Here is a 24,820-nt window from a genome sequence, read left to right on the forward strand (position 1 = left end):
TAATGCTGTGTAAAGGGGATTCGTCAGAAGGAATCCCCTTTACTTTTATATATTCACCAAAAAAAGAGGCGAGCCAAAGGTCACCTGAAAGGAGGAAATGAAATCACCTGTAAAAAATCGCACTCTATGTTAACAACTAAGAAAGTATCCTTCAATCCTATACTGTCTGTCTTGTCCATTTTGAAAGCAAAACAAAAAAAGAGCTCCGCTGTTGCGAAGCTCTTGGCGTTTGGCGGAGAGGGTGGGATTCGAACCCACGGTACGGGAAGCCCGTACAGCGGTTTTCGAGACCGCCTCCTTAAACCACTCGGACACCTCTCCAAGATGATATCCTGATCATACAGTTGTATATTGTACAGGAGAAATGGATGTCTGTCAAGGGAAAAAGAGAAAGAGGAATTGCCGTCAGTTTCGTGAATATGAGCGGCAATCAGGATTTTTCCTGCATTTTTTGTTCTTTTTTCCGGCGGCGGAGTTCTTTGAAGAAAGAAGTCAGGATGGTGCTGCATTCTTCTTTCATGACTCCGGTGATCATTTCGGTTTGGTGATTGAACCGCCCGTCCTGAAGGATGTTCATCAAGGTTCCGGCACATCCGGCTTTCGGATCTTCTGTCCCGTAGACCACGGTGTCGATGCGTGCTTGGATGATGGCGCCGGCACACATGGGGCACGGCTCCAGGGTGACGTACAAGGTGCAATCATTTAACCGCCAGCTTCCCGTTTTCGCGGCGGCCTCGCGAATGGCGATCATTTCCGCATGGGCGGTCGGGTCATTTCCCGTTTCCCTGAGATTGTATCCGCGTCCGATCACTTCCCCGTCTTTGACAATCACCGCCCCGATCGGGACTTCGCCAATTTCTCCCGCTTTTTTCGCTTCGGCCAGCGCTTCTTTCATATACGTTTCATGATCCATTCCGGACTTCACCTCCTTTGTGGACCGCCCTTGCAAAAAAGGACCTGCCTTTTCTTGCAAGTCCCAACCCATCCCATTTCTCTCTATTGTGTTGTCTGCTCTCCTCCGCAATCGGAACAAATCCCGTAAATCTCGAACTTGTGTCCGGTAATGGCGAAGTTTTCCGGCTCCCCCAAAATGGAATGCATCGGGCAAAGCTGGATGGCACGGGTCCGTCCGCACTCCGTGCAAATGATATGATGATGGTGTGAATCCCGGTCACAGTGAAAACGATACCGCCTTTCCCCGCCCCATTCCGTTCCTTCGATGATACCCAACCGTTCAAAAAGGGAAAGGTTCCGGTACACGGTGTCAAAACTGAGCCCGGGAAAATCCTCCTGCATTTGGTCCAACACTTCTTTGGCCGTTAAATAGCGGCCTTCTTCCCAAAAAATATGCATCATGGTTTCCCGCTTGCCGGTGTATTTATATCCATTTTTTTTCAGCACTTCCAATGCCTGTTTTAAATCCATCCCTCTCTCTCCTATTTTCCACCATTACTTTCCCTTTATTTTATAATAAATTCTTCCCGTTTTCCTCGTCATTTTTTTGAAACACAAAATAAAAAGCCAAATGATCAGCGAAACGATGACAATGGTTCCTCCCGAAGCCCAGTCCAGATAATAAGCGGCAATCAGTCCGCTGAATACGGCCAACTCCGAAAAAAGCACCGACCAAAACAATGCTTCTTTAAAGCTTTTCGCCAGTTGCAACCCGGCCGCCACCGGAAGCGTCATGAGGGCGGAGACCAATAAAATCCCGACCACCCGGATGGAAGCCGTAATCACGAGCGCCACGATCACCAAAAACAAAAAGTGCAAGGTTTTGCGGGGAATGCCTGTTAAAACGGCATGTTCCTCATCAAAGGCAAGGGCAAACATCTCTTTGTAAAAGATCAGGATGAATAAGACCACGATTCCCCCGATGGCTGCCATAAAGCCCAATTCCTCACGGGTAACGGCCAGGATATTTCCGAACAAATACCCGGCGATATCGACATTGAAACCGTCCGCCGCACTGATGAGCACGACGCCCAATCCGATTCCGCCCGACAACAAGATCGGGATGGCGATTTCTTCAAAGGATTTGTACAAGCGGCGGATTTGTTCCACCAAAACCGAACCGGCGACGGCAAAAGCCATGCCGACATAAAGCGGGTTGACCGCATAAAAAAGCGGCAGCTCTTTTTGCAACAGCATTCCGGCCGCCACCCCCGACAGTGTGATATGGGACAACGCATCGGCAATCAAAGACATGCGCCGGACCACCAAAAATACGCCGACAAGCGGTGAAATGAACCCGATGATGATTCCGGCATAAAACGCGTTTTGCATCCATTCATATTGTAAGATCTCCATCATCATAGGAAAAAAGCTCTTCCCTCCCTGTCTTTCTCCGGTCAGACGCCCATCAGTTCATATTGATAGGCTTTGCTCAAAATTTCCTGCTGTCTTTGTTGAAACTCCCCGGGATCGCCGTGAAAGATCAAGCGCCGGTTGAGGCAGGCCACCTGATCCGCCAACCCGGACACCGCTTGAAGATCGTGATTCACCATCAGCAAGGTCAAACCCTCTTCCCGGTGAAGCCGGTTTAACAAATCATAAAACTGTCCGGTTGTTTTTTCGTCCACCCCCACGGTAGGCTCGTCCAATACAAGGAGCTCCGGTTCAGCCACCAATGCCCTGGCGATAAAAGCCCGTTGCTGCTGACCGCCGGACAGTTTGCCGATGCTCCTGTTTTGGACGGACGTCAAACCGACCAGATCGATGGCATTTTCCACCTGTTCGATATGTTCTTTTTTCAGCCGCCGAAATAACCCCAGTTTTCCATACAAGCCGGATTGAACCACTTCTTTCACCGTGGCAGGAAACATCGAATGGAAACTGTTCGCTTTTTGGGAAACGTAGCCGACATTCAGCCGGTCTTGCAGTTTGGAGACTTCCTCGCCTCTTACCCGGATGCGTCCTTGCCGGGTTTTTAAAAAGCCGAGCAGGCACCGGACCAAGGTCGATTTGCCCGATCCGTTTGGCCCCACGATCCCGAGGAATTCCCCTTCCTCCACAGTCAAATGGATATCTTCCAGTACGGGTTGTTCCGCATAGGCATAATGTAAATGCTCAATTTCAATCAGAGGCGTTTTCATCTGTAGAAGAAACCCCCAATGCTTTTGCAAGGTTTTCCTTATTTTCACGCATGACACTAAAATAATCCTTCCCTTGCTTCATTTCCTGTTCCGTCAATCCTTCCAGCGGGTTTAAAACCAGAACTTCGGCTCCGGCTTCCTTTTTCACCACATTGGCAATCCGGTTGCTGACCAGGGTTTCAAAGAAAATCACATCAATGTCATGGGATTTGACTTGTTCCACCACTTGTTGAAGTTCTTTGGGGCTCGGTTCGTCGGAAGGACTCAGTCCGGAAACGGCGATTTGCGTCAGTCCGTAACGCTTCGCCAGATAGGAAAATGAGGCATGGGAAACGGCAAACTCTTTTTTGGCGGCTTTCTCCGTCATGTCCCGGTATTCCCGGTCCAGTTGATCCAGCCCGGCGGCCAACGCTTCATAATTTTTTTCATAGTCCTTTTGGTGTTGGGGATCCAGCTGAATGAGGGCATCCAAAATTGCCGATGCCTGCTTTTTCGCCAACATCGGATCCAGCCACACATGCGGATCGGTTTGTCCCCCGTGTTGATCATCACGGAGCAGGGATATCGGTTTGGATGCTTCGACGATTTTGGTTTTCTCCGGATTTAACATCCGGCTCACCCGCTCGATCCACGGTTCAAACCCGCCGCCGTTATAAACAAATAAATCCGCTTCACTCATTTTGCTCATATCACGCGCTGTGAATTCAAAGTCATGCGGCTCAACCCCCGGAGGCACCAGATTGGTCACCACCGCATGCTCGCCGCCGATTTTTTTCGCAAAGTCGTAGAGCGGGTATATACTGGTATACACTTGTATTTTATCCCCCGGCTGTTTGGCCTCCTTTTCCGGGGTTCCCGCCGAACAGCCCGTGAGCGCAAGGACCGTGAAAAGAATCCAGCACACGGCGCTTTTCAGGTGTTTCATGTTATGGATCACCTTCTCAAGACAAAATTCGTTCACAGATCTTTTTCATTATAACCCCCTTAGACATCTATGTAAATCGTAAATATTACGATTTAAATCTTTTTCGTTCCAAAGGAGAATTCTTTTCAAAATGGATAAGTATGCAAATTATAAAGAATTGTCGGCACATCAGCAAATCGGAAAAGACTATACGATTCACATTCAGTATGCCCTTCCCGACATCGTGATTTTAGCCATTCACGGCGGGAGGATTGAAGCCGGCACCAGCGAAATTGCCCGGGGCATCGCCGGCGAAAGGTGGAGCTTTTATGATTTCCGCGGGAAAAAAAAGAAAAATAACCGGGATCTCCACATTACTTCCACCTGTTTTGACGAACCGCGCGCCTTGAACCTGGTGGCCCATGCCTCCCGTGTGGTCACGGTTCACGGAACCAAAGGCGACAAACCGTTCGTTTATCTTGGCGGCCGGGATGAGGCGTTGTTGAAAAAAACCCGGCTTTACCTGTTGGATGCATCCTTTCCGGTCGGTGTCACCCCCGGCCGTCTTAAAGGAACAGACCCGAAAAACATCGTCAATCGCGGCGCCCGTGGCAAAGGACTGCAAATCGAACTGACCCGGGGCATGCGTTCGGAGCTTTTCAAGGATTTGAGCCGGCCCGGAGGAAGTGAGCCTTCCCCCCGCTTTCAACCGTTTGTGGAAGCGATCCGTTCCGCCATTCACAGTCTTCCCCAAAAAAAGCGTCCGGATTAATCCGGACGCTTTTTTTATGCTTTGCTCCATTTTAATTTGATTTGCTGCACGCCTTTTTTCAGCAACGGTTTTCCGATTTGAAGGTGGAACTGGGTGATCACAATCGCCGCGGTCATAAACGCGAGCAAAATATACATGCAGTGTTCCACGATCTCCATGTTTCCGCTGGACAAAATCGCACGCAATCCCTGAACGGTGTAAGTCATGGGCAAATAATCGTGGATCGTGCGGAAAAACGAAGGCAACAACTCCACCGGATATGTCCCGGCACTGGATGCCAGTTGCAGCATCAAAATCCCGATTGACAGGAAGCGGCCCACATTGCCCAAAAAGACATTTAACATATGGTTCAAAGCGATAAAGGTGATCGACATCACGATACTGAACAGATAGAGCCATCCCGGAAGTTCCGGCTCGATCTTCAGGCCCCAGATGATGGCCGTGATAAGCAACACTGCCTGCCCGATGCCGATCAATCCGGCGGCCGGCACGGAAAGCGGCTCTTTGCGGTGGGAAAACACTTGATACAAATCGACCACGGTAAACAGCAACATGGCGCCCACCCAGAGCGACAAAGAGATAAAATACGGGGCAAATCCGGTTGCATAGTTCGGTACATCATGATGAACATTTTCCTTTATCTGTACCGGATCGGAAATCACTTCTTCTTTTTGTTCCGAACCTTGAAGTTGGTCTTTGGCTTTATCCACCCCGTCACTCAAGCCTTGGGCCAACTCACTTTGTCCGGACTGGATTTTTCCCAATCCTTCCGACAGTTTTCCTGCTCCCGTTTCCAGCTGTCGGATGCCGCTGACCAGCTGTTGCTGTCCGTCAGACAGCTGGGAAGTCGCCTGAACCAACTGGCTCGCTTTTCCTTTTAACTCCTTGGCTTTCGCCACTGCCTGATCCACTTTTTGTGTCAACTGATTGGCATGGTCCGCCACTTTTTGTCTTTCGTTTAAAAACTCTTTCCAATGTTTTTCCCAGTCGGGGATTTTTTGGTCGATCTCGCGGAACCGGTTCATTCCCGATACGTTGCCCGCCTCCGCTTCTTTTAAAGACTCCTTCATGGAAAGAACCGACGGGTCTTGGGCCAGTTCCGGATGTTTTTCGATCAACCGGTTTAAATCCGCTTCGGTTTTTTGCAGATCCTCCGCGGCTTTTTTCACCGACCGTTGCCCTTCCGACAGCGGTGTTTTAAGATCCGGGGGATCCTCAGGCAGCGGAATCCTGGCAAGCTTTTGAATCTCATCATTCACTTGATGAATGATTTGTTGCGCCTTTTCCATATCCTCCATCGGAATCTTGTTGATTTCCTTCTCCGCTTGGGTTGCTTTTTGATTAAACAGTTGCAAATACCCGAGGATTTTGGAGGCGCCTTGATCCAACTTGGATAAGCTGCCGGTAATGGTTTCGGAACCGGATTGGGCATCCCCGGTTTTTTCCGCCAACAAGCCGGCCCCGTTTGCCGCTTTTTGCAATTCTTCCACTGAATCCGACAGTTGCGCAAAAATTTGTTCCACGTAAATTTTGCTTATCTTTTCATCCAGGTTCATCTCCAATTCCCGTTTGATGGAATCCCCGATCGTCCCGGACAAATAGTTGTTGCTCTTATCCACGTGATACTCCAACTGCCCTTTCAGCGGTTCCGGAGAATCCACGGAAACCACGGCTTGCGAGAAGTTCTTGGGGATGACGATTCCCATGTAATAGGTCCCTTTATCCAGACCTTCCTCCAGCTTGTTCCGGTCGGTCACTTCCCATTTCACCTTGGAATCCTTTTGCAGTTCCTCCACCAGTTCATTTCCGACATGCAAGTTCTCTCCGTCCCGAACGGCTCCCTGGTCTTCATTCACCAACGCCACCGGCAGGTACTCTAAATTTTCATAGGGATCATAAAACGCCGACAGGTAAATGACGCAGTAGATCAGGGGGATCAAAAGGATCCCGACCAAACCGAGGCGCATGGGCTTGGATGCCCATAACCGCTCCAAATCCTTAAAACCGGACAAAAACAAAAATTTGTTCTCTTTCCTCCTTTTCATCATTCCCCTCCTCACAGGGATCGCAAAAACTGACTGGTCAGTATAAATGATATTATACTACTCCTATTCGCATAAACAAGTATAATTTCCTTAAAAATATGGCGAATTTTTAATACTGCACAAAACAATGTGCTGGAGACTTTCAATCATTTGCGGAACATCTTTCTCGATTTGTTCGGAATCCAATTCTTCCAAACTATACAATTTTTGTAAAACCACCACGCTGGCCGCCCCAAAAAATGCACTGGCCGCTTCCGGAACATGCTTGACACAGAATTCACCGATCTGGTTTCCTTCCTCCATCACTTTCTCAATCAACTTCAAATATTCGCCAATTTTAATCCGGAACTGATGTTGCCTTGTTTTCGTTCCGAACGCTTCGCTCAACAACAGCTTGGCCAATTTTCCGTTTTGCACATAAAAATGAACCTGATTCTCCACCAATGCCAACAATTGATCCGTCGGCGACTCGTGTAAATCCACATTCCGCTGTGCACTGTCAATCAGCTTTTGGACGCCTTCATTCATCAAACCGACAAACAGTTCTTCTTTGCTTTTAAAGTGATAATAAATGGTTCCCTTCGCAACGCCGGCCGCTTTGGCGATATCATCCATTTTCGCCTGATCAAAACCGCTTTCCGCAAACACTTCAATGGCAGCTTTAAAAATCAAATCCACTTTTTCATGACGCATAAATAAGTCCTCCCAGTTTTCTGTCAATCCGATACAAACCCATTTAAAATCAGTATACGCTAAAACAATAATATATTGAAGTAATCAAACAGAAGTTTAGAAAAAAATAGAATCCCGTCTCCATTTGCGTTATACTACAAATAGATTTTCATTTTTTATTTACCAGCCAAATAAGCTATGTCTTTTCAGAAGACTACATAAGGCAAAAAGAGTCTGTCCCCCACAGACTCTTTTTCCTGCAATCAGGGACCTTTTCATCTTGTTCCAAATCGCAAGGAATAAGGATAGAATATTCTATATAAATCATTTATACAGAACCTTTTCACAGGAGGGTGGTTGCATGTTTGACATCGCCATCGTCGGAGCCGGTCCAACCGGTGCAAGCGCCGCGATTTTCGCAGCCAAAGCAGGAAAGAAAACCATACTGATCGATCATGAAAAAACCCCCATTGGAAGAGCTTTGTTAAAAAATTATCCCGGTATCAAGGAAATCAACGGGGCTGATTTGCTGAAAACCATTCAGGAACAAGCCGTTTCGTTTGGCGCGGAATGGGTGAAAGACAACGTGTCCGACATCCGCAGAGAATCTGAATATTTTGTCATCGAAACTGATAACAGAGAACCCATCCAAGCCAAGCAAGTCATTCTGGCCACCGGAATGGTTGCCAAACTTGCCGACAAAACCGGCATCCAAACCAAGCCGGGAACCGAACCATTCATCAAAACCATCTTTGAAGTGGATGAAAACGGAAAAACCAATATTGATGGGATCTGGGCGGCCGGAATCTGTGCCGGCGCGAGCTTCCACACCGTCATTGCCGCCGGGGACGGAGCCCGGGTCGCCATCAATGTAATCAGTGAATTAAACGGGGAAAGATATATGGATCATGATGCCCTCCCCAAAAAGTAAAAACGAAAGAAGGCATCTTCCCAACCTCCCGGAAGGTGCCCTCTTTTCTTCACTTGGCCAAGTATGACGTCAGCATCCAAATGTGTTTTTCAAGGTTTGTCCGTATGTCGGTCAACAAATCGGCACTGGAATCATCTTCGGCGCGTTCCGCTTCTTTGATGCCTTTTTTTGCCTCGTCCACCACCACTTGGAAATCTTGAATCAATTGCTCCACCATTTGTTCAGCGGTTTCGTTGCCCACCGCTTCTTGGATGGTGGCATGATCCAAATACTCTTTCATGGTGCTGAGCGGAATGCCTTTGATGGCCAAAATCCGTTCTGCAATTTCGTCAATGTAAGATGCCGCTTCTTTGTAAAATTCCTCGAATTTGGCATGGAGTTCAAAAAACTTTTCTCCTTTGACAAACCAATGATAATGATAAAGCTTAAAATAAAGAACGCCAAAATTGGCCAGTTGCTGATTCAAGGTCTTATGCAATTCTTGCATCATCATCCCTCTTTTCCATGCGAAGTCCACGTCCCTATTTTTTTCAAAACGCGTTTTATTATGCATGGATGAAGGAATTTCCGGCCAAATACACCTTTTTCGGCCATCCGCAATATCTGGACATTTTTATTCCCAAACGTTATAATGAAGATTGGATCATTAAACATTGAGCGCCCGTAGCTCAGCAGGATAGAGCAGCGGTTTCCTAAACCGCGTGTCGGAGGTTCGAGTCCTCTCGGGTGCACCAAGCCGGACAGGATGCAGGGTTTCACAGTTAACCGTGAAAATTCCTGATCCGTACGTACAGCCGCCACTTTACCATGCAATTGCCGGTAAAGAAAGGCGGCGTTTTATTTTATGAGAAGCCGGTAAGCCGACCGTCTGAAGAAGAACCGATGATTATTGAAGAAAATTCGATGATATGGTATATTTAGGGTATCGAAATATTTTAACCGTGTGATTGCGGTCCAAGGACGGATTTTCACCCGCGTGCCGGGGGTTCCAATCCTTCCGGTGCTCCAGGAAACGCGCTGACTCTGTTGTGGAGGGCGCATTTTATTTTGCTTTAAAAAGAAGTCGCCGATCGGGGCCGGCTTCTTTTTCATTACATGATAAAGGAGTGATGGTTTTATATGGAAAATGACAAGCTGTGGACGAAAAATTTCCTTTTTTTATTTTTGTCCAATTCTTTCGTGTCCCTAATTTTTTACTTATTGATGACCACCATGGCCGTTTATGCCGTGAAACAGTATCATGCCTCCGAAAGCTCGGCCGGACTGGCTGCGGGGATTTTTGTCATCGGGGCATTGGTTTCCCGGTTGTTTGCCGGAAAATACATTGAAGTGATCGGCCGAAGACGCCTGCTTTTGGGAGGATTGTTTTTTTACCTGATTGCCACCTTGTGCTATTTTCTTGCTGATCATTTGATTTTGTTGCTGTTGATCCGTTTTCTTCACGGAGCTGCTTTCGGGTGTGCTTCGACGGCCATGCAAACGGCGGTCATGGACATGATTCCTCATCATCGGAAAGGTGAAGGCATTGGATATTTCACCTTGAGCACCACCGTGGCAACCGCCATCGGTCCGTTTCTCGGCCTTTTCATTTCCCAACACGCGGATTACCAAGTGATCTTTGAGTTTTGTGCACTCTTTTCTTTCCTTTCCTTGCTCTTCGCTTTTTTTGCGGACATTCCTCAAGTCTCCGTCACCGAGGAACAGCTGCAGGCGATGAAAAGCGGATTCAGCTTGTGGGATTTTTTTGAAAAGAAGGCTCTTCCGATTTCTTTATACATGGTTCTCATCGGGATCACTTACTCCGGCATCGTTTCGTTTATCAATTCTTATGCCATCGAAGTGAATTTGACTGAGTCTGCCGGCTTCTTTTTTATCGTCTATGCCGTCATGCTTCTGATCTCGCGCCCTTTTGCCGGGAAACTGCTGGACTTGAAAGGGGAAAACATGGTTCTATATCCGGCCATCATTTTGCATGCGCTTTGTTTCCTGTTCCTCAGCCAAGCCCGGAGCGGATCCGTTCTGCTGTTGGCAGGTGCATTGCTTGCGCTTGGGTTCGGCGCCCTCATGTCCTGTTGCCAGGTGGTTGCCATTAAAGAATCCCCCAAGCACAAAGTCGGTTTGGCCACTTCCACCTTCTATTCTCTGGTGGATGGCGGCGTGGGCATCGGCCCTTACTTGATCGGGATCGTCATCCAGTACATGGACTTCCGGAGTATGTATTTGATGCTTTCATTCCTTGTTCTCCTGTCGATTTTCCTGTATTTCATCTTGCACGGCAAAAAAGCCGCCTTAAGAAAAAAACAGCAACAACGCTCCCAACAAGCGGCCTGATCCACCCGGGGGAAACCCCGGCTTTTTTCTGCCATGGGGCTGGATCCCCGGTTCCGGTAATACACGGCTGGAGAAATTCGGGCTATCAGGGATACAAAAAAAGTGTCGCCGGAGCTGAAATACCGGCGACACTTTTTTATTGATCCGCAAGTTTTTCTTTTCGTTTCATCCATCCGTAAAACGGCAAACCGGCCAAAGCAATGAGGATGGTGATCACGGCTCCTTCCAAGTCGTGGGTCAGCATACTGAAGACCACAAACAAAGAACCGATAATCGCCAGAACCGGAGTCACCGGATAAAGCGGCACCCGGTAATTCCCTTTTTCGCGAACCCATTCCGGGTCTCTTTTTCTCAGCAAGAATACGGCAATGAAAGCCTGGATGTAGAAAATAAAAATAGCAAAAATGGCGATTTCCGACAAACGATCCGGGTCACTCAACACCATGAACAGGACAGCCAGCAGGATTTGCAACAAAATCGCGCGGATCGGCGTGCCAAATTTGGGATGTACCTGCGACAAGAAGTTTCCTCCCGGCAGCAGGCGGTCATTGGCCATGGCAAACGCAAGCCGGGGATAGCTTAAAATTTTCCCGTTTAAACCGCCAAAAATAGAAATGATAATACCGATACTGATGATTTGTTGTCCGACCTCTCCAAACAAGAGACCGGCTGCCGTCCCCGCTGCATTTTCACCCAACGCTTGAATCTGGCCGGCCGGCATGACGGAAAGCAAAGCCAGATTGACCGCAAGATAAGCGACAATAATGACTACCAAACCGAGACTCAGCGCCTTGGGAAGGATTTTCGCCGGGTTTTTCATTTCCCCCGCCACTGATGAAGCCGCAATCCAACCGTCATAAGCAAACATGGCGGCAAGCATGGCAGCCCCCAGTCCTTCTTTGCTTCCCCCGAAGGTTGCGGAAGAAAAGATGTCGCCGGAACCTTGCCACAATCCAAATGTGGAAATCAGGACAATGGGCACCAATTTGGCAATCGTGGTGATCACTTGGATGATTCCGCCGTATTTCACGCCCAGACTGTTGACGATGGTCAGAAAAAGCACGGTTCCAATGCCAATCCACAGATGCCAGGATTCAGCCAAAGATAAATAATTCCCTGTCAACAATCCGAAGTAAAGCCCCATGGATCCGATCAGCGCCGGCTGATAAATCACCGTCTGCACCCAGCCGCTTAAAAAACCGGAAAACCTTCCGTATACGTTCTCCAAATAAATATAAAGCCCGCCGGTTTTGGGAATCCGGGCACTCAGCTCGGCAATGGTCAGGCCCGCGGCCAGCATCAATAAACCGCCCAATAACCAAGCCAATAAGGCCAGAGAGGAGTCCCCTCCCACATAATCCAGCACCGTACCGGGCTTGACGAAGATTCCCGAACCAATGACAACTCCCACCACCAAGGAAATCGCAGGCCAGAAACCGAGATCCTTTTTCAACTTTGTTTCTTGATTTTGCATCGTTTCTATCACCGTCCGATAAAGTACAATCATGCTCCATCCATTATAACGCCATTGCTTTAATGAAGTAAATTATTAATATAAAAAAGAACGGTGTTATTTTATGCCAAAAAACGCGGGATTGAATTCATTCCCGCGTTTATTGGATCACCACTTTATACCGTTTCATCCATTCATTGATTTGCCACCAGTAAGCCAACAAGGCCGGCACGTTCATCAATTGACCAAACCAAGGCAAATGCAACTGGGTCAAATCCTGATTCATGAAATTTTCGACTTCCTTTGGATCCAATAATTGAAATAACGGCGCCGACGGGTCATCCAGGATTTCGCGAATTTGTTTTTTCATCAGGCGCAAATAATCGGGATGATGGGTCTTGGGATAGGGGCTTTTTTTGCGCTCAACAATGGGTTGGGGGAGAACCTCTTTCATGGCATAACGCAGTAATCCTTTTTCCCGGTTTCCATGCTTTTTCATCGACCAGGGGATGTTCCACACATATTCCACCAAATGATGATCACAAAACGGCACGCGCACTTCCAAACCGAATGCCATGCTCATGCGGTCATTCCGGTCCAGCAAGGTGGGCATCCATCGGGTTAAATTCAAATAAAACATTTCCCGCATCCGTGCTTCCCGGGTGTGATCTTCACAAAAGCGCGGAACTTCCGACAAGGCTTCTTGATACCTTGCTTCCACATATTCCAACAGATTCACCCGTTCTTTTATTTCCGGGGAAATAAAAGGAAGCCGTTTTTCAACCAAGCGCGCCCAAGGGAACGTATCGGCATTCACCATCTCTTCCCGGTGAAACCACGGATACCCGCCGAACACTTCATCCGCGGATTCCCCGGAAAGAACCACGGACATTTCTTTCTTGATTTCTCTGGCAAAAAGGAGCATGGAAGCATCGACATCGGCCATCCCCGGCAAATCCCTTGCCTCCATCGCTTGGATGATACTGCGAAACAGTTCATGATTATCCAGTAAAATGGTATGGTGCTCAGACCCGATCTCTTCCGACATCATTTTGACCCAAGGGGGATCGGCATTGGGCTGAAATTCATTGACATGAAAGTATTTTTCATTATCAATATAATCCACCGAAAAAGTATGCAACGGCCCCCGGTTTTCTTCTTTATAAACCTGTGCCATGCATGTCGCGATGGCACTGGAATCCAATCCCCCCGACAGCATCGTGCCCACAGGAATATCCGAAACCAATTGCCTTTTCACCGCATCCCGGAAAAGTTCGCGCACTTTTTCGGCCGTGGTTTCCAGATCATCTTCATGCTCGCGGCTGGTCAGCTCCCAGTAAGTCCACGTTTTGAGGCCGTTCCGGTCATAACGGAGCATCTGTCCGGGACGCAATTCATGAATGTCTTTAAACACTCCGCATCCCGGGGTTCTTGCCGGGCCTATCACCAAAATTTCGGCCAACCCTTGATCATCCAATACCGGTTCCACTTCCGGATGGGCCAGAATGGCTTTCAACTCGGATCCGAACAGAAAAGCATCTTTTGTTTTGGTATAAAAGAACGGTTTTACCCCCAACCGGTCCCTGGCCGCAAAACAAGCCTGCTTTTTTCCGTCCCAAATGACAAAAGCGAAAATTCCATTTAAATGCTTGGGACAATCTTCCCCCCATTCCAAGTACGCCGTCAAGATCAATTCCACATCGGACCGGGTCTCAAAGGTATGCCCCAATGACCGGAGTTTGAGGCGGAGTTCCTCCATGTTGTAGATTTCGCCGTTATAATTAATGACAAATTCATACCCATCCACTTTTTTCACCATCGGTTGGTTTCCGCCTTCCGGGTCAATCACGATCAGCCGCCGGTGTCCCAAAGCGGCATGTTCGGAAAACCAAAACCCTTCTCCATCCGGTCCTCTGGATTGGAGCGTTTTATTCATCCTGCGTAAAATTTCCCGTTCCCGGGTCAAATCCCTCGTAAAATCTATCCATCCGGTAATTCCGCACATGGACATCCCCCATTTTTCTGATAAAGTGTCTTCTTCTCATACTATGTAGAAACCCCAGAAAAGTGCCCATAAAAAACAGAAAAATATTCAATATCGGGAAATGTCTTATTTTGTGTTATGATATAATTGGTCCTTTTAACCAAATTCTCGCCCAAAGGAGGGATACCTGTTGATTTTCAAATCATTAGCCAGCTTGGGAATCGGAGCCGCACAAGTGGACACCCGGCTGAACCAAGAAACTTTTTACGCCGGCGATTCAGTTCAAGGCGTTGTATTTATACAAGGCGGACAAGCCGAACAACAAATTGACGATATTTATTTGTATCTGGTGATTCATTATTTAAGATACAATAAAAAAGTCTCTTACATCCTGCAAGAATACCAGTTGTCCAAATCCTTTGTCATTCAAGCCAATGAGACCAAGGAAATTCCTTTTCAGATTCATCTGCCGATTGTCACACCGATGTCCACAGGCAGTTACCCCATTTACTTAAAAACCGGATTGGACATCAAAATGGCCATCGATCCCAGTGACGAAGACCTGATTGAGGTGCTTCCCCATCCAACCGTGCAAAATTGCCTGAAACAAATCGAGGAGTCGGAATTTATTTTGTATCAGATTTATAACCAATATGATCCGGAAGCCAAGCCTTTCGGTTTTCAACAAGTATTCCAATTCCGGCCCATCGGGCGTTACCACGGTTATATCGACGAGTTGAATGTGGTTTTCAATCTCTCTGACAGCGAAGTGTTGATGAACCTGGAAATGATCCGGGCCAATCAGTCTTTTTACACCACATTGTCCTGGAATCCTCACGAACTGGGACAGGTTTATGTCAACGGACAACAAACACTGACCAACCCCACCAACAAATTAAAGGAAATCCTGAGCCGAAAATTGGTTTAACCCGCAGGGCGATGCCCTTTTACCGGACTACATCGCCCTTTTTTTCGGCGGTGTTATGTTGTTCGACCAAGATGCGGGAAATGCGCCACTGGTCCATTTCTTTGACCGTGAACACAAATCCCTCAAACTCCACTTGATCCCCGACGCTCGGCACTTTTTCCAGCTTGGAAAACAACCAGCCCCCGATGGTGTCATTATCTTCGTCCTCAATATGGATGTTAAAATAATTGTTGATTTCTTCAATCAACAACCCGGAATCAATCAGGATGCCTTGTTTTTCTTTTTGGAAAAATGGCCTTTCATCATCAAATTCATCTTGAATCTCGCCGAAAATCTCTTCGATGATATCTTCCGTGGTAACCAGCCCGGATGTCCCGCCAAATTCATCGATAACAATCGCCATTCCTGTTTTCTTTTTCTGCAATTGGCGAAGCACATCCTTGATTTCCATCGTTTCCGGCACAACGACAACCGGGCGTACCAACGCCGTTAAATCGGGCTTTCTTCCTTCCACCAGTTGCTCATAAACATCCCGGATGTGAATCAGTCCCTGGATATTGTCTTTGTCATATTTGCACAAAGGAAAACGGGTGTGATGAAACTGCTTGATGATGTTCAGATTTTCTTCGAGCGGTTTTTCCACGTACATACAATGCATTCGCACACGGGGAACCATCACTTCCCTGGCGACGCGTTCGGTGAAATCAAACACATTGTCAAACAGCTTGAGTTCGGTCTGGTCAATGAAACCGCTGCGATGGCTTTGAGCAATCAACATGCGGATTTCTTCTTCGGTATGCGCTTGTTGCGTTTCGCTCGTTCCGACGCCAAATCTTTGGAGAAACCAATTAGCGGACTGGTTCAACAAAAAAATAAACGGGCGAAACAACCTGTAAAATCCGTGCAGAAAAACAGACGTCCATAAAGTGATCCGTTCCGACTGGCGAATGGCAAGCGATTTGGGGGCCATTTCCCCGATCACAATATGCAAAAAGGTGATCAAGGAAAAGGCAATCGCAAAAGAAATTGTATGAATCAGAAGTTCCGGAATCCCGACCCAACGAAAAAAGGGCTCCAAAGACCGTGCGATCGCCGGTTCCCCGATCCATCCAAGCCCCAAAGACGCCAAGGTGATTCCCAATTGAGTGGCCGATAAATATTCATCCAGATTGGACAAAACCTGTTGTGCAACTCTTCCCCGCTTGGTGTCAATCTGCGCGATCCGGCTGGAACGGACTTTCACAATGGCAAACTCGGAAGCCACAAAAAAACCGTTTAACAAGACAAAGATGAGGACCAACAAAAGATAAAAAAGATGGCTGATAAGCTCCTGCATAACAACTCCTCCACCTGAAGCGGACCACTTTTTCTTAGTATGTCCCGTCTTTTCATAAATAAATTTGCTATCATAACAAAAGAAACGAAACGATACGGAGGGTCATCATGCCATACCATATTTTGGTCATCGAGGACGACGCTGATATTCAGGAGCTGATTCGTGAATTTTTAACGGTTCAGGATTACTATGTCGATGTGGCCGGTGACGGAAAAGAAGGAATCCAAAAATTTATGGAAACGAATCCGGACCTGTTGATTTTGGATGTCATGCTCCCGGAGATGAACGGATATCAGGTATTGAAAGCCATCCGCCGACAATCCGGTGTTCCCGTGATCATGCTGACGGCTTTGGATGAGGAAGCCGACCAACTGAAAGGATTTGAGCTGGGGGTGGATGATTACATCACCAAACCGTTTTCTTTTCATATTTTGATCAAACGCGTCGAAGCCGTGCTGCGCAGAACCTATCAGACAGCAGAGTCAACGCGAAAATTAAAGTACCAGGAAATCACATTGGATTTGGACGGCTATAACGTTTATGTCGGCAAGCATCAAAAACACTTGACGACCAAGGAATTTGAAATTTTGCAAACCCTGATGAAACACAAAGGGAAAGTGTGTTCAAGAGAGCTTTTGCTCAACAAAGTTTGGGGATTTGATTATTACGGAGATCCCCGGGTTGTCGACACCCATATCAAAAACTTGCGCAAAAAATTGGGGGTCCCCTACATACAGACGGTAAAAGGAGTGGGCTACAAGCTTGATACAGCATAAAAAAAGCATTACCCTGAAAATTTTTTGGGTCACCAGCCTGCTGATCGCTCTGACCACCAGCATCCTGTTTGCTGCCTTTTATTTTTTGTTGCCTTCTTTTTATTATGAATACAAGATCAATAAATTAAACCACGGCATCGACCAATTGTTGGCCGATGTTTCGGAGGTTCCCGTTTCCCAAGCACAAAACCTTTTATACGAATTCACCCATGACTACAACATCCATTTGCTGATCCGGGATCAACAGGGAAACATGATTTCGATTCCGTCTTCCTCTTCTCCTTTGGTTAAAATCCCGTACCGTAATAATTACGAAAAGGAAACAGATGGCATCCCGCCGATCCGGATCATCGAAAAACCCATCTCCTTTCAGGACGGCCGGTTTATCGCCATTTTTGTCGCCACCTTGCAGCCTATCGATGAGGCTTCCAATGCCATTTTGATGCTGATGCCGTACATGGGTTTTTTTGTCCTGTTGATCTCCATGGTTGGTGCATTTCTCTACACCAAACTGATCACCCAACCCCTGCTTAAAATTAATCAAGTGGCCAAGCGAATGGCCAAACTGGATTTCAGCCAGAGGTTGGAAAACCGGTCCGATGATGAAATCGGGGAATTGTCCCAGAGCCTGAATGAATTGTCGCAAAATCTCAAACAAACGATGTCCGAATTGCAACAAGCCAATGCGAAGTTAAAAAATGACATTCAACGCGAAAGGGAACAAGAAGCGAAGCGGAGGGAATGGATGGCGACCATTTCGCATGAATTGAAATCACCGATCACGGCCGTGATGGGGCAACTGGAAGGCATGATCCACCAAATCGGTGTGTACAAAGACCGGGATAAATATTTGCGCCGATCCTATTCGATTATCAAAAACATGGAACAACTGGTAAAAGAAATCCTGGAAGTCTCCAAACTGGAATCGGATGCATTTCATCCGCTGAAAAAAACCGTTTCTTTATCAGGCATGATTCAATCCGTCATCAAAAGGCTGGAATTTTTCCGCGAGGACAAACAAATCCGATTTGACGTGAACATCGAGCCGGACCTGTTTGTCACAGCCGATCCCGGCTATCTGCAAAAAGCGGTGGCAAACATCATCCACAATGCCATCAACTATGCTCCTTCCGGCGAAACCGTCCGGATTTCCCTTGCACAAAAAAACTCCCATATCGAATTTCACGTACTGAATACGGGAGCCTCCATCCCGGAAGCCGAACTGCAAAAAGTCTTCGAACCCTTTTACCGTTTGGAAAAATCCCGAAACCGAAACACCGGGGGAAGCGGTTTGGGGCTTTATATCGTGAAACAGATTTTGGATATCCATTCGTTCCCTTACCAGCTGACCAATGAAGAAAACGGCGTTTTGTTTACGATTCATTTTCCTTTTCCTGAACAAAATGAATAATTCCATTCTTTCTGCCGGACCGGGGCAATGCCAAACCCGGTTGTTTTCTGCCGGCAAAGTGAGACCGGTTCCACGGAAAAAAGCCGGATGATTACAACATCCTGTCAAACCAAAAACAGTTTCAAAAAAAGCTTTCAACCTTTGAATAAACCATCTTTTCCCTTGGTACAGATTTTTTAATGCATTTAAAACAGCTGATCCCGATGCCGGCCCATCAACATATCCACAACTTTATCCACATTATCCACAACATATAGTGCAATTTCGGAACAGCATGCTTTTCAACCCCAAAACAAGAACATACGTTCCTATTTCGCCGAATATATGATATAATAATAAAACAAAACCACTTCCAAAGGAGCCGATGGAATGCATAATCCATGGCTGATCTGGGCTGCCCGTATCATTGAAGAAACCCTTCCCTTGGTCCAAGAACAACTATCCCATAATCAAAGCGTGATCTTGAAAATGGAGAATATGTTTGAGGAATTAACCTTCAAAACTTCTTCTTCCAAAAACCATCATTCATAATTATGCATGTGTCTTTTTTATGACCCTTTCCATAATAATATTTCGAATCAACCGATGATTCGTTATAATGAAAATGTAAGATTTCAACGGGATTGAATCACGGGAAAAAACCGATACCCTCCGGTGAGTCGCGCTAAAAAGCCGGCTCTTTTTTTCATTCAGTATGTTGTATAAAAATAAAATTTATCAACATATCCACAATTTTATCCACACTATCCACAACATCTTGTGCTAATATAAATGTTAAGATTGATAAAAAAAAGAGGAGGTTTCCCCCTCCCACTTTGATCATATTCAGCTTTTTGTCGGATTGTCTCAAACTTCAACCTGAACTTCTTTCCAATTGCTTTTGTCCGTACTGATATAGAAGCGGCTGGCTTCATGTTTTTTGGGAAACAAGCGAATCAGAGATTTTATGTATTCGTTGGCGGATTCTTCGGTCTCAAATCCGGCGGGGTATTCATGCGTTTTGATTTCCCCGTTTTTTTCAGTTTCAATTTTTAAGTAGAACATTCTTTACCCTCCTTGTTTTAAATGTTGAATGAGATTTTAACATTTGATCAAATCATTGTGAAAACTATATCTTTAATTCTGAATTTACATGAATCAGGCCGTTGGTTCAATCCTTTTATTTAAGAACCCCTGCTGATGAATGTCGATTCTCTTTCTATTTGATTAATTTTTTATGTTTTTTTAATGTTTTTTTCCATGAATGATATCTTTTGTGCATGAACAACCAGCAACAACATGGATCACACATCAAACGCATCCCGTAAAAATTTAACCTGGCAGTAAAGAAAAAGGTTTCGCTTTCCGCGAAACCTTTCTGTCCATTTGGCGGAGAGGGTGGGATTCGAACCCACGGAGGGCGTGAACCCTCGGCGGTTTTCAAGACCGCTGCCTTAAACCACTCGACCACCTCTCCACAATGTAAATATTCAATTACAAAGTTATATTATACTGATTTTTTGTGCGATGTCAACCAACCTCAAAAGATAAATCCCTGCAATATCTGCAGGGATTTATTTTATCCAATCTTCTCGATTCCGCCCATGTAAGGACGCAATGCTTCGGGAATCCGGATCGTTCCATCCGCTTGCTGGTGATTTTCCAAGATGGCGGCAACGGTCCGTCCCACGGCCAGTCCCGAACCATTGAGCGTATGGACATACTCCGGTTTACTTTTGGGGTCGGGACGGAAGCGGATTTGTGCGCGGCGCGCTTGGAAATCTTCACAATTGCTGCAGGAAGAGATTTCCCGATAGCTTTGATTGCTGGGCATCCATACCTCCAGATCATAGGTTTTGGCGGCAGAAAACCCGAGATCTCCCGTACACAAAGCCACCACCCGATAGGGGAGTTCCAACAATTGCAAGACCTTTTCGGCATTCTCCACCATTTTTTCCAGCTCTTCATAGGATGATTCCGGATGGACCAATTTCAGCAATTCCACTTTGTTAAATTGATGAAGACGAATCAAACCGCGGGTATCCCGTCCGGCCGATCCCGCTTCCGAGCGGAAACAACTGCTGTAAGCCGTGTAATATTTGGGCAGGTCTTCCAAAGACAAAATCTCGCCGGCATGATAGTTTATGACCGGTACTTCGGAAGTGGGAATCAAGAAATAATCCGTATTTTCCGCCAGCTTAAAGGCATCGTTCTCAAATTTGGGCAATTGCCCTGTACCGGTCATGGTGCGGCGGTTCACAATATAAGGCGGAATAATTTCCGTATATCCATGCTCCCTGGTATGCAAATCCAGCATGAAATCGATCAACGCCCGCTCCAGACGCGCTCCCAGACCCTTATAAAAGACAAACCGGGAACCCGTTACTTTGGCGGCGCGTTCAAAATCAAGCAAATCCAATTCTTCCGCCAGTTCCCAGTGCGGCTTCTGCTCGAAGGAAGGAGCGGGAACTTCCCCCCATGTGCGAACCACTTCGTTCTCTTCTTCCGACTTTCCGACGGGAACGCTTTCATGAGGAATGTTAGGAAGTTGGAGCAGGATTTGATTCATTTCTTCTTCATACCGGCGCAATTCTTCATCCAACCGTTTGATTTCCTCTCCCACTTGGCGCATTTCCTTGATTTTGTCTTCTGCATCCTCATTGTTCTTTTTCTTTTGGGAGATTTCTTTGGATACCACGTTCCGTTTGTTTTTCAATTGCTCACTTTGCTGAATCAATGCGCGTCGCCGCTGATCCAATTCCGTGAAGGCGCGGAGTCCTTCCAATTCGTCATTTCTTGTCGATAATTTTTTCTTCACATCCTCCATTTGATTGCGAAGGATTTTCATATCCAGCACTCACACACACCTCCTATAAAATAATAAACCTTCCCCCCTCATACAAGGGACGGAAGGTTCCGCGTTGCCACCCTTCTTGGCCGTGGACGCATCCACCGGCCCGCTCTGACGAGATAACGGTTCGTTCACCGAAAACACTTATGCGAACCCGGTTCGCTTCGTGCCTCGCTCCAAGGTGGATTCACTGATCATTTTGGACGGTTCGCACCTTCCACCGCCTCTCTGGATGGCAAAACAATCAGCTACTCGCCTTTTCCTCGCGGCCTGCCATTTCAAATTTTACCTTTTATTATATCCGATTGTACACCCTTTGTAACCATCCCAACCAAAAAATCCTCCCCAAAACAGGGAGGATTCCGTCAAGAATGAAAATTTTCCGTTATACTGCTTTTTCTGCCATCGATTCACGAACCATTTCAGCAAAATAAGCGTGAACCCGCGGATCTTCGGTCAATTCCGGATGGAAAGACATCGCGAGCAAATTCCCTTGCTTGGCAGCGACAATTTTTCCGTCCACTTCGGCGAAGACCTCGACTCCCGGTTCCACCTTTTCGATGTAAGGAGCACGAATAAAGACCGCCGGGTAATCATCAGCAATGTTTTTTAACGCCAGCTCCGCTTCAAAACTTTCCCGCTGGCGTCCAAACCCATTCCGCTTCACCGTGATGTTCATGATGCCCAAATGGGGTTCTTCTTCCGGCCCGATATTTTTGGCAATCAGGATCATTCCGGCACAGGTTCCGAAAATGGGTTTCCCAGCACGATGAAGCGCGAGAATCGGTTCGGTCAGTTCATATTTTTTCACCAATTTGCCAATCGTTGTGGATTCCCCGCCCGGAATCACCAGACCGTCCAGATCCGACAACTCTTCCGCCCTCTTCACCGCCACGGCCATTGCCCCGGTTTGTTGAAGCAGGCGGATATGTTCACGGACTGCGCCTTGTAATGCCAATACTCCAATTTTCATCGGATCTGTCCTCCTTATGTCACCAACCGCGCTCTTGCATCCGTTCTTCCGCACTCAGTTTGGAAATTTCAATCCCGGTCATCGCCGAACCCAGATCTTTGGAGACTTCTGCAATCAAAGCAAAATCTTCATAATGGGTGGTCGCTTCCACAATCGCGCGCGCATATTTTTCCGGGTTTTCCGATTTAAAAATACCGGAGCCCACAAACACGCCATCGGATCCCAAGTGCATCATGAGTGCGGCATCCGCCGGGGTGGCGACGCCTCCTGCCGCAAAGTTGACCACCGGCAATCTTCCGGTCTCATGCACTTCCAGGAGCAGTTCATACGGAGCCCCCAGTTTTTTCGCTTCGGCCATCAATTCATCACGGGACATATTTTGCACTTGGCGAATTTGTGCCTGCATCTTACGCATATGGCGAACCGCTTCCACAATGTTTCCGGTACCGGGTTCCCCCTTGGTCCGGATCATGGATGCCCCTTCCCCGATGCGACGCAACGCTTCCCCCAAATCACGGGCACCGCATACAAATGGAACGGTGAATTGGGATTTGTCGATATGGAACAAATCATCCGCCGGGGTTAACACTTCACTCTCATCAATATAATCAACCCCCATGGATTCCAATACACGCGCTTCGACAAAATGGCCGATCCGTGCTTTGGCCATTACCGGAATGGAAACAGCGTTCATCACTTCTTCCACCACACGCGGATCAGCCATGCGGGCAACGCCTCCTGCCGCACGGATATCCGACGGAACGCGCTCCAGCGCCATCACTGCCACCGCGCCGGCTTGTTCGGCAATTTTGGCCTGCTCGGCGTTCACCACGTCCATGATGACGCCGCCTTTTTGCATTTCAGCCATCCCGCGTTTTACCCGGTCCGTTCCTGTTTTCCGTGTTTGACTCATCTTGCTGCCTCCTCTGTGATCTTATGGATGTCTTCAACTGTGATCGTCATGGAAGGGGGGTTTCATTTTGCAAGAGAGAAAATCCCCCTTTTCCTCCCTCTTTTATTATAATTGAATGGAAGCATTTGAAAAATAATCAATCAAACCAACTTGAAATTTCATCCCCCACCGAGCGGAAAAAGAGGCGAATCCAGCTCCCTTCTTCCACGGATTGAGAAGTGACCACATTGATTGGTTTGAAGCCTTCCATTTTCTTTCCATCATAAACGACATATGCTTTTCCGACAATGGTGCCTTTCTCCAGAGGGGCTTTCACGTTGGAATCAAACTCCACTTTGATGGAATATTTGCCTTGTTCTCCTTTTTGAACCGGCAGCGACACGGCTTTTTCCACTTCCACCGGGACGGTCCGTTCCACGCCGTTAGGCAATGCCAATGATTCTTGCCCTTTTACTTTTCCGTGTTCCGGGACCAAAGTGGTGAATGAAAATTGGTCAAATCCGTAATCCAAAAGTTTTTTCGTTTCAGAAAAACGCCTTTGATCATTCGCGGTTCCCATCACGACCGAAACCAAGCGGTATCCGTTCCGTTGCGCGGTTCCCGTGAAACAATAACCGGCGGCATTGGTATGTCCGGTCTTCATTCCGTCCACACCCGGATAGGCATACACAAAATCCGGAAGCATAAGGTTCCAGTTCGTCACCGTTTGTTCCCGGTTGGTTCCGGGCCGGACCTTATATTTCGCCGTCGCCGTTACCTTCAGAACTTCGGGGTGTCTTTGAATCAACGTCGAAGCAAGAATCGCCGTGTCCCGGGCCGACATCACGTGTTTCCCGGGCACCTTGGGCGGATCGGGATACAGATGCAGATCCAAACCGGAGGCTCCTTGAAAATGGGTGTTGTTCATCCCAATTTCTTTCGCTTTTTCATTCATCCGGTCGACAAATCCTTCTTCGCTTCCGCCCACATGTTCCGCCAAGGCCACGGTCGCATCATTGGCGGAATAAATCAACATCGCTTCAAAAAGTTCCTTGACCGTGATCTTTTCGCCTTCGGTTAAATAAATTTGTGCTTCTTCCACATCGGCCGCCCGTTTGCTGACCGTCACCACATCATCCCAATGCAATTTTCCGTCCTGAATGTCATCCAAAACCACCAGGGCCGTCATCATTTTGGTCATGCTGGCCGGGGGATAAGGGGTTTCTTCATCTTTCGCGGCCAAAACCACCCCGGAATAAAAATCCATCAAAAAATAAGAACGCGCTTCCACTGGAGGAAGCTCTGCCTGCTCAGCCTGCACCGGAACCGGAAACATCCATATGAAAAAAGCAAACGCGCTTAAAAACAACCAAACTTTTTTGTCATGAAAATGATTCATCGTCGCTCATTCCCTACTTCCCTGTCTCTGTTTTGAAATCGTCCTCTACAACAACATTCGAAAAGGATGAAAAGGATGAGAATCATTT

Annotated in this window: 23 protein-coding genes, 3 tRNA genes and 1 other annotated feature; of the genes, 8 read left to right on the forward strand and 18 right to left on the reverse strand. The window is 47.2% G+C overall.

All coding sequences use genetic code 11. From position 1 onward, the window contains the following. Positions 1 to 230: 230 nt before the first annotated feature. The 6 genes from NYE37_RS01000 to NYE37_RS01025 all read right to left on the reverse strand — a co-directional run bounded on the left by NYE37_RS01000 (position 231) and on the right by NYE37_RS01025 (position 4,020). Positions 231 to 321 (reverse strand) — tRNA-Ser (locus NYE37_RS01000). A 109-nt stretch (positions 322 to 430) separates the two neighbouring features. After that, a complete protein-coding gene (gene tadA / locus NYE37_RS01005) occupies positions 431 to 913 on the reverse strand; it encodes a tRNA adenosine(34) deaminase TadA (RefSeq protein WP_037996612.1) in 483 nt (160 codons plus the stop codon). A gap of 83 nt (positions 914 to 996) precedes the next feature. Continuing rightward, a complete protein-coding gene (locus NYE37_RS01010) occupies positions 997 to 1,425 on the reverse strand; it encodes a Fur family transcriptional regulator (RefSeq protein WP_037996594.1) in 429 nt (142 codons plus the stop codon). Between the two features lie 24 nt (positions 1,426 to 1,449). Continuing rightward, complete coding sequence (locus NYE37_RS01015) at positions 1,450 to 2,316, reverse strand: metal ABC transporter permease (protein WP_037996592.1); 867 nt, start codon at positions 2,314 to 2,316, stop codon at positions 1,450 to 1,452. A 35-nt stretch (positions 2,317 to 2,351) separates the two neighbouring features. Further along, positions 2,352 to 3,095, reverse strand: coding sequence for a metal ABC transporter ATP-binding protein (locus tag NYE37_RS01020; protein ID WP_037996590.1), 744 nt, complete (start codon positions 3,093 to 3,095; stop codon positions 2,352 to 2,354). Continuing rightward, on the reverse strand, positions 3,076 to 4,020 hold the full coding sequence (locus NYE37_RS01025; protein ID WP_121874262.1) for a metal ABC transporter substrate-binding protein: 945 nt from the start codon (positions 4,018 to 4,020) through the stop codon (positions 3,076 to 3,078). Before NYE37_RS01025 ends, NYE37_RS01020 begins: the two co-directional genes overlap by 20 nt. 130 nt (positions 4,021 to 4,150) lie before the next feature. On the opposite strand from NYE37_RS01025, the gene NYE37_RS01030 reads away from it, so the two are divergent. Continuing rightward, complete coding sequence (locus NYE37_RS01030) at positions 4,151 to 4,771, forward strand: poly-gamma-glutamate hydrolase family protein (RefSeq protein WP_052186801.1); 621 nt, start codon at positions 4,151 to 4,153, stop codon at positions 4,769 to 4,771. Between the two features lie 14 nt (positions 4,772 to 4,785). Here the strand turns inward: NYE37_RS01030 and NYE37_RS01035 are convergent, their stop codons facing one another. Both NYE37_RS01035 and NYE37_RS01040 read right to left on the reverse strand, forming a co-directional pair. Further along, complete coding sequence (locus NYE37_RS01035; RefSeq protein ID WP_037996587.1) at positions 4,786 to 6,816, reverse strand: YhgE/Pip domain-containing protein; 2,031 nt, start codon at positions 6,814 to 6,816, stop codon at positions 4,786 to 4,788. Positions 6,817 to 6,906: 90 nt separating this feature from the next. After that, positions 6,907 to 7,509 carry a TetR/AcrR family transcriptional regulator gene (locus NYE37_RS01040; protein ID WP_037996586.1) on the reverse strand — a complete coding sequence of 201 codons (603 nt, stop codon included), beginning with the start codon at positions 7,507 to 7,509 and terminating at the stop codon, positions 6,907 to 6,909. Between the two features lie 340 nt (positions 7,510 to 7,849). Here NYE37_RS01040 and NYE37_RS01045 point away from each other — a divergent pair, with 340 nt between their 5' ends. Next, positions 7,850 to 8,419, forward strand: a complete 570-nt coding sequence (locus tag NYE37_RS01045) for an NAD(P)/FAD-dependent oxidoreductase (RefSeq protein ID WP_037996583.1) — start codon at positions 7,850 to 7,852, stop codon at positions 8,417 to 8,419. 49 nt (positions 8,420 to 8,468) lie between these two features. Here NYE37_RS01045 and NYE37_RS01050 read toward each other — a convergent pair whose 3' ends face one another. Beyond that, a complete protein-coding gene (locus NYE37_RS01050; protein ID WP_037996581.1) occupies positions 8,469 to 8,909 on the reverse strand; it encodes a Dps family protein in 441 nt (146 codons plus the stop codon). A 167-nt stretch (positions 8,910 to 9,076) separates the two neighbouring features. Between NYE37_RS01050 and NYE37_RS01055 the strand changes: the two genes are divergently transcribed. Together NYE37_RS01055 and NYE37_RS01060 are read left to right on the forward strand one after the other, a co-directional pair. After that, positions 9,077 to 9,153 (forward strand) — tRNA-Arg (locus NYE37_RS01055). 385 nt (positions 9,154 to 9,538) lie between these two features. Next, the gene (locus tag NYE37_RS01060; RefSeq protein ID WP_198050910.1) at positions 9,539 to 10,750 is read left to right on the forward strand and encodes an MFS transporter; all 1,212 of its coding nucleotides are present in this window, start codon (positions 9,539 to 9,541) and stop codon (positions 10,748 to 10,750) included. Between the two features lie 136 nt (positions 10,751 to 10,886). On the opposite strand, the gene NYE37_RS01065 is transcribed toward NYE37_RS01060, so the two are convergent. Both NYE37_RS01065 and asnB read right to left on the reverse strand, forming a co-directional pair. After that, on the reverse strand, positions 10,887 to 12,224 hold the full coding sequence (locus tag NYE37_RS01065) for an APC family permease (protein WP_037996576.1): 1,338 nt from the start codon (positions 12,222 to 12,224) through the stop codon (positions 10,887 to 10,889). Between the two features lie 139 nt (positions 12,225 to 12,363). Continuing rightward, a complete protein-coding gene (gene asnB / locus NYE37_RS01070) occupies positions 12,364 to 14,208 on the reverse strand; it encodes an asparagine synthase (glutamine-hydrolyzing) (protein ID WP_037996573.1) in 1,845 nt (614 codons plus the stop codon). 169 nt (positions 14,209 to 14,377) lie between these two features. On the opposite strand from asnB, the gene NYE37_RS01075 reads away from it, so the two are divergent. Beyond that, entirely contained in the window at positions 14,378 to 15,115 is a 738-nt protein-coding gene (locus NYE37_RS01075) for a sporulation protein (RefSeq protein ID WP_049720756.1), read from the forward strand. 19 nt (positions 15,116 to 15,134) lie between these two features. Here the strand turns inward: NYE37_RS01075 and NYE37_RS01080 are convergent, their stop codons facing one another. Beyond that, a complete protein-coding gene (locus NYE37_RS01080; protein WP_037996568.1) occupies positions 15,135 to 16,451 on the reverse strand; it encodes a hemolysin family protein in 1,317 nt (438 codons plus the stop codon). Between the two features lie 104 nt (positions 16,452 to 16,555). On the opposite strand from NYE37_RS01080, the gene NYE37_RS01085 reads away from it, so the two are divergent. The 3 genes from NYE37_RS01085 (at position 16,556) to NYE37_RS01095 (ending at position 19,169) form a co-directional block, all read left to right on the forward strand. After that, complete coding sequence (locus NYE37_RS01085; protein WP_175413221.1) at positions 16,556 to 17,227, forward strand: response regulator transcription factor; 672 nt, start codon at positions 16,556 to 16,558, stop codon at positions 17,225 to 17,227. Then, positions 17,214 to 18,638 carry a sensor histidine kinase gene (locus tag NYE37_RS01090; RefSeq protein ID WP_198241503.1) on the forward strand — a complete coding sequence of 475 codons (1,425 nt, stop codon included), beginning with the start codon at positions 17,214 to 17,216 and terminating at the stop codon, positions 18,636 to 18,638. Before NYE37_RS01085 ends, NYE37_RS01090 begins: the two co-directional genes overlap by 14 nt. Positions 18,639 to 19,007: 369 nt before the next feature. Continuing rightward, positions 19,008 to 19,169 (forward strand): hypothetical protein, encoded by a 162-nt coding sequence (locus tag NYE37_RS01095; RefSeq protein WP_156473336.1) that lies wholly within the window; start codon positions 19,008 to 19,010, stop codon positions 19,167 to 19,169. Between the two features lie 315 nt (positions 19,170 to 19,484). Here NYE37_RS01095 and NYE37_RS01100 read toward each other — a convergent pair whose 3' ends face one another. The 6 genes from NYE37_RS01100 to NYE37_RS01125 all read right to left on the reverse strand — a co-directional run bounded on the left by NYE37_RS01100 (position 19,485) and on the right by NYE37_RS01125 (position 24,732). Further along, on the reverse strand, positions 19,485 to 19,682 hold the full coding sequence (locus tag NYE37_RS01100) for a hypothetical protein (RefSeq protein ID WP_037996561.1): 198 nt from the start codon (positions 19,680 to 19,682) through the stop codon (positions 19,485 to 19,487). A 322-nt stretch (positions 19,683 to 20,004) separates the two neighbouring features. Beyond that, positions 20,005 to 20,094 (reverse strand) — tRNA-Ser (locus tag NYE37_RS01105). A gap of 102 nt (positions 20,095 to 20,196) precedes the next feature. After that, positions 20,197 to 21,474 (reverse strand): serine--tRNA ligase, encoded by a 1,278-nt coding sequence (gene serS, locus NYE37_RS01110; protein WP_049720753.1) that lies wholly within the window; start codon positions 21,472 to 21,474, stop codon positions 20,197 to 20,199. Positions 21,475 to 21,516: 42 nt separating this feature from the next. Next, positions 21,517 to 21,741, reverse strand: a binding site (T-box leader). A gap of 112 nt (positions 21,742 to 21,853) precedes the next feature. Continuing rightward, complete coding sequence (gene pdxT / locus NYE37_RS01115) at positions 21,854 to 22,441, reverse strand: pyridoxal 5'-phosphate synthase glutaminase subunit PdxT (protein WP_037998259.1); 588 nt, start codon at positions 22,439 to 22,441, stop codon at positions 21,854 to 21,856. Positions 22,442 to 22,460: 19 nt separating this feature from the next. Beyond that, positions 22,461 to 23,354, reverse strand: a complete 894-nt coding sequence (gene pdxS / locus NYE37_RS01120) for a pyridoxal 5'-phosphate synthase lyase subunit PdxS (RefSeq protein ID WP_037998258.1) — start codon at positions 23,352 to 23,354, stop codon at positions 22,461 to 22,463. Between the two features lie 136 nt (positions 23,355 to 23,490). Then, positions 23,491 to 24,732 (reverse strand): D-alanyl-D-alanine carboxypeptidase family protein, encoded by a 1,242-nt coding sequence (locus NYE37_RS01125; RefSeq protein ID WP_049720752.1) that lies wholly within the window; start codon positions 24,730 to 24,732, stop codon positions 23,491 to 23,493. Between the last annotated feature and the right edge of the window lie 88 nt (positions 24,733 to 24,820).

The sequence above is a fragment of the Thermoactinomyces sp. FSL K6-2592 genome (assembly GCF_038006465.1).
Lineage (GTDB): Bacteria > Bacillota > Bacilli > Thermoactinomycetales > Thermoactinomycetaceae > Thermoactinomyces > Thermoactinomyces vulgaris.

Coding starts and splice junctions, on each gene's coding strand:
- tadA (WP_037996612.1), bottom strand. CDS start 913: ATGGATCATGAAACGTATATGAAAGAAGCGCTGGCCGAAGCGAAAAAA.
- NYE37_RS01010 (WP_037996594.1), bottom strand. CDS start 1,425: ATGGATTTAAAACAGGCATTGGAAGTGCTGAAAAAAAATGGATATAAA.
- NYE37_RS01015 (WP_037996592.1), bottom strand. CDS start 2,316: ATGATGATGGAGATCTTACAATATGAATGGATGCAAAACGCGTTTTAT.
- NYE37_RS01020 (WP_037996590.1), bottom strand. CDS start 3,095: ATGAAAACGCCTCTGATTGAAATTGAGCATTTACATTATGCCTATGCG.
- NYE37_RS01025 (WP_121874262.1), bottom strand. CDS start 4,020: ATGAAACACCTGAAAAGCGCCGTGTGCTGGATTCTTTTCACGGTCCTT.
- NYE37_RS01030 (WP_052186801.1), top strand. CDS start 4,151: ATGGATAAGTATGCAAATTATAAAGAATTGTCGGCACATCAGCAAATC.
- NYE37_RS01035 (WP_037996587.1), bottom strand. CDS start 6,816: ATGAAAAGGAGGAAAGAGAACAAATTTTTGTTTTTGTCCGGTTTTAAG.
- NYE37_RS01040 (WP_037996586.1), bottom strand. CDS start 7,509: ATGCGTCATGAAAAAGTGGATTTGATTTTTAAAGCTGCCATTGAAGTG.
- NYE37_RS01045 (WP_037996583.1), top strand. CDS start 7,850: ATGTTTGACATCGCCATCGTCGGAGCCGGTCCAACCGGTGCAAGCGCC.
- NYE37_RS01050 (WP_037996581.1), bottom strand. CDS start 8,909: ATGATGCAAGAATTGCATAAGACCTTGAATCAGCAACTGGCCAATTTT.
- NYE37_RS01060 (WP_198050910.1), top strand. CDS start 9,539: ATGGAAAATGACAAGCTGTGGACGAAAAATTTCCTTTTTTTATTTTTG.
- NYE37_RS01065 (WP_037996576.1), bottom strand. CDS start 12,224: ATGCAAAATCAAGAAACAAAGTTGAAAAAGGATCTCGGTTTCTGGCCT.
- asnB (WP_037996573.1), bottom strand. CDS start 14,208: ATGTGCGGAATTACCGGATGGATAGATTTTACGAGGGATTTGACCCGG.
- NYE37_RS01080 (WP_037996568.1), bottom strand. CDS start 16,451: ATGCAGGAGCTTATCAGCCATCTTTTTTATCTTTTGTTGGTCCTCATC.
- NYE37_RS01095 (WP_156473336.1), top strand. CDS start 19,008: ATGCATAATCCATGGCTGATCTGGGCTGCCCGTATCATTGAAGAAACC.
- NYE37_RS01100 (WP_037996561.1), bottom strand. CDS start 19,682: ATGTTCTACTTAAAAATTGAAACTGAAAAAAACGGGGAAATCAAAACG.
- pdxT (WP_037998259.1), bottom strand. CDS start 22,441: ATGAAAATTGGAGTATTGGCATTACAAGGCGCAGTCCGTGAACATATC.
- pdxS (WP_037998258.1), bottom strand. CDS start 23,354: ATGAGTCAAACACGGAAAACAGGAACGGACCGGGTAAAACGCGGGATG.
- NYE37_RS01125 (WP_049720752.1), bottom strand. CDS start 24,732: ATGAATCATTTTCATGACAAAAAAGTTTGGTTGTTTTTAAGCGCGTTT.